The sequence below is a fragment of the Intrasporangium calvum genome, assembly GCF_028446585.1.
GTDB classification, from domain to species: Bacteria; Actinomycetota; Actinomycetes; order Actinomycetales; family Dermatophilaceae; genus Intrasporangium; species Intrasporangium calvum_A.
Map to the genome: position 1 here is coordinate 1 of NZ_JAPFQL010000129.1, position 5,388 is coordinate 5,388.

The window sequence follows — 5,388 nt, forward strand, 5'->3', positions numbered from 1 at the left end:
GGCCCCTCGCGCGTGACCTCTGATCAGGTGCGTCGTTGACCAGGGTGAGTCAGCGGCGACGGTGACTCGCGCAACCGGTCGGCAAGGGAGTCGAGGAGTCACCATGGTCCGGATCGTCCGCGTCAAGGAGGTCGCACGGCGCGCCGTCGCGGCCCTGCCCGTCATCGCGCTCGCGAGCACGGGGGTCGCCCTGGCGGCGGGAGCTGCCCCTTGGTCGCCGGCGTCCGCAGCGGGGGTGCCGGACGAGGCGATGACCGGTGGCGCGAGCCCGCTCTACCCGGCCGCGGGCCCGCCGCCGGCTCCCATGCAGCTGCCCCCGGTCTACAGCACGTTCACCGACCCGTTCCCCAGCGTGCCGGTGCCGGCTGCTGCGGCGGCTGCGGCCCGAGCCGTGGCGAGTCTCGCCCCGGTGCGGATCGACGCCAACGGCATCCCCGCCCCGGCCCTGGCGGCGTATGGGCGCGCCGCCGACCTGCTCGGTTCGCTCGACCCGGCGTGCGGCCTCGACTGGGCGCTGCTCGGCGCCATCGGGCGGGTCGAGAGCAACCACGCCCGGTTCGGCGGCAACGCCCTCGATGCCGCGGGCATCGCCCGACCGGGCATCATCGGCATCCCCCTCGACGGACGCGCCGGCACGGCCCGGATCACGGACACCGACGCCGGGCGCTGGGACCGCGACGGCGTCTACGACCGTGCCGTGGGCCCGATGCAGTTCATTCCCGGGACCTGGCGAATGGCGGGGCGCGACGGGGACGGGGACGGCGCCGTCGACCCGCAGAGCATGGCCGACTCGGCCGCAGCTGCCGGGGTCTACCTCTGCTCGGGCGACGGCGACCTGCGCGACCCGGGCGACGCGCGCGCGGCGGTGCTGCGCTACAACCAGTCCGACGACTACGCCCGGAGCGTGCTCGCCATCGCGGAGGCCTACCGGTCCGGCGCGACGGTCGTCCCGATGGGCGCGGTCCCGGCCGCGCGGCCCGCCGCTGGGTCCGGGACGCAGACGCCGGACGGCTCGGGCTTCGGGTGGGGCGGCGGCTCGGAGCCGGCACCCCGACCCACCCCCACCTCGGATCGACCCGCGACCGAGCCGACCAGCGAGCCCACCGCCCGGCCGAGCGGCACCTCCTCCCGCACCGCCGAGGACCCCGCCCCAGCGCCTGGCCCCAGCAGCCCGGCGCCGGTGCGGCCCCTGCCCTCACAGGTGGTGCCGACCACCGTCCCCCTGCCGACGATGCCGGCGAGCCCCTCGGAGACGCCGCTCCCCGAGAGCTCGCTCGACGTCGAAGAGCTGCTCGCCCTGCCCCGGCTGCCCGCCCTGCTCGGGGACCCCGCCGGGCTGGTCCGGGTCCTCGACCCGTCGACGGACGAGGTCGTGTGCCTGCTGGAGGAGGCCGTCGTCACCTGCCCCTGAGCGCTCCCGGTATCGGCCCGGAGTAAAGCCCGGCCGGTCGATACCGAGCTGATACCGGCCCGGCGCAGCCTCGGTGCACGGGGAAGCACCATCAACAGGGAGGGTCCGAAGATGTCGAAGCACATCGCCGTAGTCCGCATCACCGCCACCATGGCGGCGCTCACCGCCTGGGTCGTCTGGAACTCCACGCGAGCGCTCGCCTACGTCGACCCCGGGCTGGGCCAGGGTTCCGGGACGGCAACGTCCCCGCCCCCGCCTCCGCCCGCGGCCGGCACCAACTGGGTCGTCTTGGTCACGGTCGCGCTCGTCGCGATCGCCCTGATCGGCCTCACCTTCAGCGTGGCGCGCCGACGGCGCATCGCCAGCGGACAGCCCGCCTGACCGCCACCACGACAGGGGACCGTATGCCGCTCGGCTCGGCCCCGCGCCCACCGGCCCTGGGCGCGGGCTGAGCTGAGCGGCATACCTCTGTCGTGACGGGTCAGCCGACGAGCGCGGCGATCACGGCGATCGCGATGAAGAACGCGAGCGCGGCCATCGTCACCCGGTGCCGGGTGCGGAAGTTCACTTGGCCACCTCTGGGGTCGTCGGACGGTCGAGCCGGATCCGGACGCGCGGGCGCTCCTGCGTCTGGAAGGTCACCGCCACATTCTGCCTCCGGGCGACCCAGAGGACCACAGCGCCCACGCTGAGCCCGACGGTGATGGTGCCGATGGCGATGGTCCAGCGGGCGCCCCACGCGTCACCGATCCAGCCGATCATCGGCGCACCGAACGGGGTGCCGCCCATGAAGATCGCCATGTAGAGGGCCATCACCCGGCCGCGCATGGCCGGAGAGACGCTCATCTGGACCATCGCGTTGGCCGTCGTCAACGCCGTGAGCGCGGAGAGGCCGGTCGGCACGAGATAGACGGCGAACAGCTCATAGCTGGGGGCCGTCGCCAGCAGCGCGGTCGACACCGTGAAGCCGACGAGTGCGAGCACGAGCACCCGCAGCCGCGGTTGGCGCCGGGCCGACAGGAGGGCCGCCGTGAGCGAACCGATGGCCATGATCGAGCCGAGCAGGCCGTACTCGCCCGGGCCCTTGTCGAACACCTGCGTCGACATCAGGGCGGTGGTGACCTGGAAGTTCATCCCGAACGTGCCCAGGACGAAGACCAGGCTCATGATGAGGATGAGGTCGGGGCGGCGCCGCACGTAGCGCAGGCCCTCGCGAATCTGGCCCTTGCCGCGGGCACGCGGGGCCGGCGTGAGGCTGCGCGGGTCCATCGACAGCAGGGCGATGAGGACGAAGACGAAGGTGAAGGCGTTGACGTAGAACGCGGGTGCGATCCCGAACCACGCGATGAGCAGGCCGGCCACGCCCGGACCGATGAGGCGGCCGAGGTTGAACGACGCGCTGTTGAGGGCCACCGCGTTGGCGAGGTGGTCGTGGTCGACCATCTCGGAGACGAAGGCCTGGCGCGACGGGTTGTCGATGGCGGTCGCGACCCCTTGGGCCAGCGCGAGCGCGTAGACGTGCCACAGCTCGACGACGCCGGCGCCCGTGAGCACGGCGAGCGCGAGGGCCGTGACGAGCAGCGCGGTCTGGGTGACCAGCAGGATCTGCCGCTTCGGGAACCGGTCCGCGATCATCCCGGCCCACGGAGCGAGCACGAGGAAGGGCAGGAACTGCAGACCCGTGACAATGCCGAGCGCCGTCGCCGAGTGGTCGGTGAGGACCGTGAGCACGAGCCAGTCCTGGGCGACACGGCCCATCCACGTGCCGATGTTGGAGACGAGGGCGCCGGAGGCGTAGCGGCGATAGTTCGGGATGCCGAGGGAGTGGAAGGTCGGGCTCACTTGCTCGCCACCTTGGCGAGCACGTCGCTCGCCTGCTGGAGCAGGTCGAGCTCGGCTTCGGTCAACGTGGCGAAGCGGTCGAGCATCCACTCGTCGCGGTGCCGGCGGACGCGCTCGACCGCGGCGTGGCCCTCCGGGGTCAGCGAGAGGATGACCTGGCGCCCGTCGAGGGGGTCGTCGGCTCGGGACACGTAGCCTGCCTCGACGAGGTGGCTGGTGGTCCGCTTCATGCTCGGGGCCGAGACCCGCTCGATCTCGGCGAGCTCGCTGTTGGTGCGGGGGGCGTCCTCGAGCCGCGCGAGGACGGAGAAGTGATGCGGGGCGAGTTCCTGGTCGGACTCGAAGCGCACGCGTCGGGAGATCCGCATGCAGGCGAGGCGGATGTCGTTGGCCATCGCCACGAGCTCGGGGCGGGAGACGGGCTGGGACGGGTGTGCGGTCATGCGCGGTCCTGAGGTCAGGTGATGTGCTGGGCTAATTACCTCAACTCATTACCTATGCTAATCATTCCCACGCGAGCCGCCACGCACGAGGGCCCGCCTCCGTGTGGAAGCGGGCCCAGCGGCATACGGGATGGGGTGGTCTCAGGTGAGCACGCCCTCCAGCGGTGTCTTGATGAAGTAGATGACGAAGAACGCCGACACGATCCACAGGAGCGGGTGCACCTGCCGGGCGTGCCCGCGCGCGATCTTGACCAGCACCCAGGCGATGAAGCCCGCGCCGATGCCGACGGTGATGTTGTAGGTGAACGGCATGAGCACGATCGTCAGGAAGGCCGGCAGGGCGACCTCCATGTCGTCCCAGTTGATGTTCTTGACCTGCATCATCATGAGGAAACCGACGATGACGAGGGCCGGTGCCGCCGCCTCCGAGGGCACGATCGCGAAGAGCGGGGCCAGGAAGGTCGCGAGCAGGAAGAGGACGCCGGTCACGACCGACGCGAGACCCGTGCGCGCACCCTCCTCGACGCCCGCCGCCGACTCGATGTAGCTCGTGTTGGAGCTGACACCGCCCGCGCCGCCCGCGATCGCGGCGATGGAGTCGACGACGAGGATCCGGTCGGTGTGCGGCGGGTTGCCGTCCTCGTCGAGCAGCTCCGCCTCGGTGCCGATCGCGACGACCGTCCCCATCGTGTCGAAGAAGTCGGCGAGCAGGAGCGAGAAGACGAACATGATCGCCGTGACCATGCCGAGTTTCTCGAACGACCCGAGCAGGCTGAACTGGCCGAGAATGCCCAGGTCAGGCGTATTGGTGATCGACTCCGGCAGACGCGGGACCGTCAGGGCCCAGGCCTCGGGGTTCTGCAGGCCCTGGTCGGTGTAGACGCGCGGGCCGATCTTGAAGATCGCCTCGATGGCGATCGCGACCACCGTCGCCGCCGCGATGCCGAGCAGGATCGCGCCCTTGACCTTGCGGATGAGCAGCACCGCGATGAGGAAGACGCCGAAGACGAAGACGAGCGTCGGCCAGCCGTTGAGGCTACCGCCGATGCCGAGCTCGCTCGGGACCGCACCCGGCGAGGTGGGGCGCCGCGCGAAGCCGGCGTCGATGACGCCGATGAAGGCGATGAACAGGCCGATGCCGACCGAGATCGCGACCTTGAGCGGACCCGGGATCGCCTGGAAGACCGCCGTGCGGAAGCCGGTCAGCACCAGCACGAGGATGATGAGGCCCTCGATGACGACGAGGCCCATGAGGTCCGCGAACGTGATCTTCTCCGCCGCGTGCGTGAACACCATGCCGGCGATGAGGCCGTTGATGCCGAGGCCGGCAGCGAGCGCGATCGGGAAGTTCGCGACGAGCCCCATGAGGATCGACATGACTCCCGCGATGACCGCGGTGCCGACGGCGACGAGCAGCTTGCTCTGCTCCAGATCGGCGACGCCGCCGATCATCAGGCCCGAGCCGTCGGTCGCGCCGGACAGGATGATGGGGTTGAGGACCACGATGTAGACCATCGTGAAGAAGGTGACGAAGCCGCCTCGGATCTCGCGCGCGACAGTCGAGCCGCGCTCGGTGATCTTGAAGTAGCCGTCGAGTCCGGCGGGCGCCGGACGCCTGGTGGTTTCGGTCGACATGGCGCGCACTCTAGCGGCGCGGGGCCGGCCACGCTCCACGACCCGCGCGGGCCAGGG

At 71.2% G+C, this 5,388-nt stretch carries 5 protein-coding genes; 2 read left to right on the top strand and 3 right to left on the bottom strand.

Annotated features, from left to right (window positions below):
• Positions 1-103: 103 nt before the first annotated feature.
• Together OO014_RS18710 and OO014_RS18715 are read left to right on the top strand one after the other, a co-directional pair.
• Positions 104-1,411, top strand: a complete 1,308-nt coding sequence (locus tag OO014_RS18710; protein ID WP_272463840.1) for a lytic transglycosylase domain-containing protein — start codon at positions 104-106, stop codon at positions 1,409-1,411.
• Positions 1,412-1,522: 111 nt separating this feature from the next.
• Complete coding sequence (locus tag OO014_RS18715) at positions 1,523-1,792, top strand: hypothetical protein (RefSeq protein WP_272463841.1); 270 nt, start codon at positions 1,523-1,525, stop codon at positions 1,790-1,792.
• A gap of 183 nt (positions 1,793-1,975) precedes the next feature.
• Here the strand turns inward: OO014_RS18715 and OO014_RS18720 are convergent, their stop codons facing one another.
• From OO014_RS18720 to OO014_RS18730, 3 genes are all read right to left on the bottom strand, one after another.
• Positions 1,976-3,253: an MFS transporter gene (locus OO014_RS18720; protein ID WP_272463842.1), complete on the bottom strand. Its 1,278-nt coding sequence runs from the start codon at positions 3,251-3,253 to the stop codon at positions 1,976-1,978.
• On the bottom strand, positions 3,250-3,696 hold the full coding sequence (locus tag OO014_RS18725) for a MarR family winged helix-turn-helix transcriptional regulator (protein ID WP_272463843.1): 447 nt from the start codon (positions 3,694-3,696) through the stop codon (positions 3,250-3,252). Before OO014_RS18725 ends, OO014_RS18720 begins: the two co-directional genes overlap by 4 nt.
• 141 nt (positions 3,697-3,837) lie before the next feature.
• Positions 3,838-5,331, bottom strand: coding sequence for an NCS2 family permease (locus OO014_RS18730; RefSeq protein WP_272463844.1), 1,494 nt, complete (start codon positions 5,329-5,331; stop codon positions 3,838-3,840).
• Positions 5,332-5,388 lie beyond the last annotated feature (57 nt).

Excerpts from the sequence above, each read along its gene's own strand:
- OO014_RS18710 (WP_272463840.1), top strand. The coding sequence starts at position 104 with ATGGTCCGGATCGTCCGCGTCAAGGAGGTCGCACGGCGCGCCGTCGCG.
- OO014_RS18715 (WP_272463841.1), top strand. The coding sequence starts at position 1,523 with ATGTCGAAGCACATCGCCGTAGTCCGCATCACCGCCACCATGGCGGCG.
- OO014_RS18725 (WP_272463843.1), bottom strand. The coding sequence starts at position 3,696 with ATGACCGCACACCCGTCCCAGCCCGTCTCCCGCCCCGAGCTCGTGGCG.
- OO014_RS18730 (WP_272463844.1), bottom strand. The coding sequence starts at position 5,331 with ATGTCGACCGAAACCACCAGGCGTCCGGCGCCCGCCGGACTCGACGGC.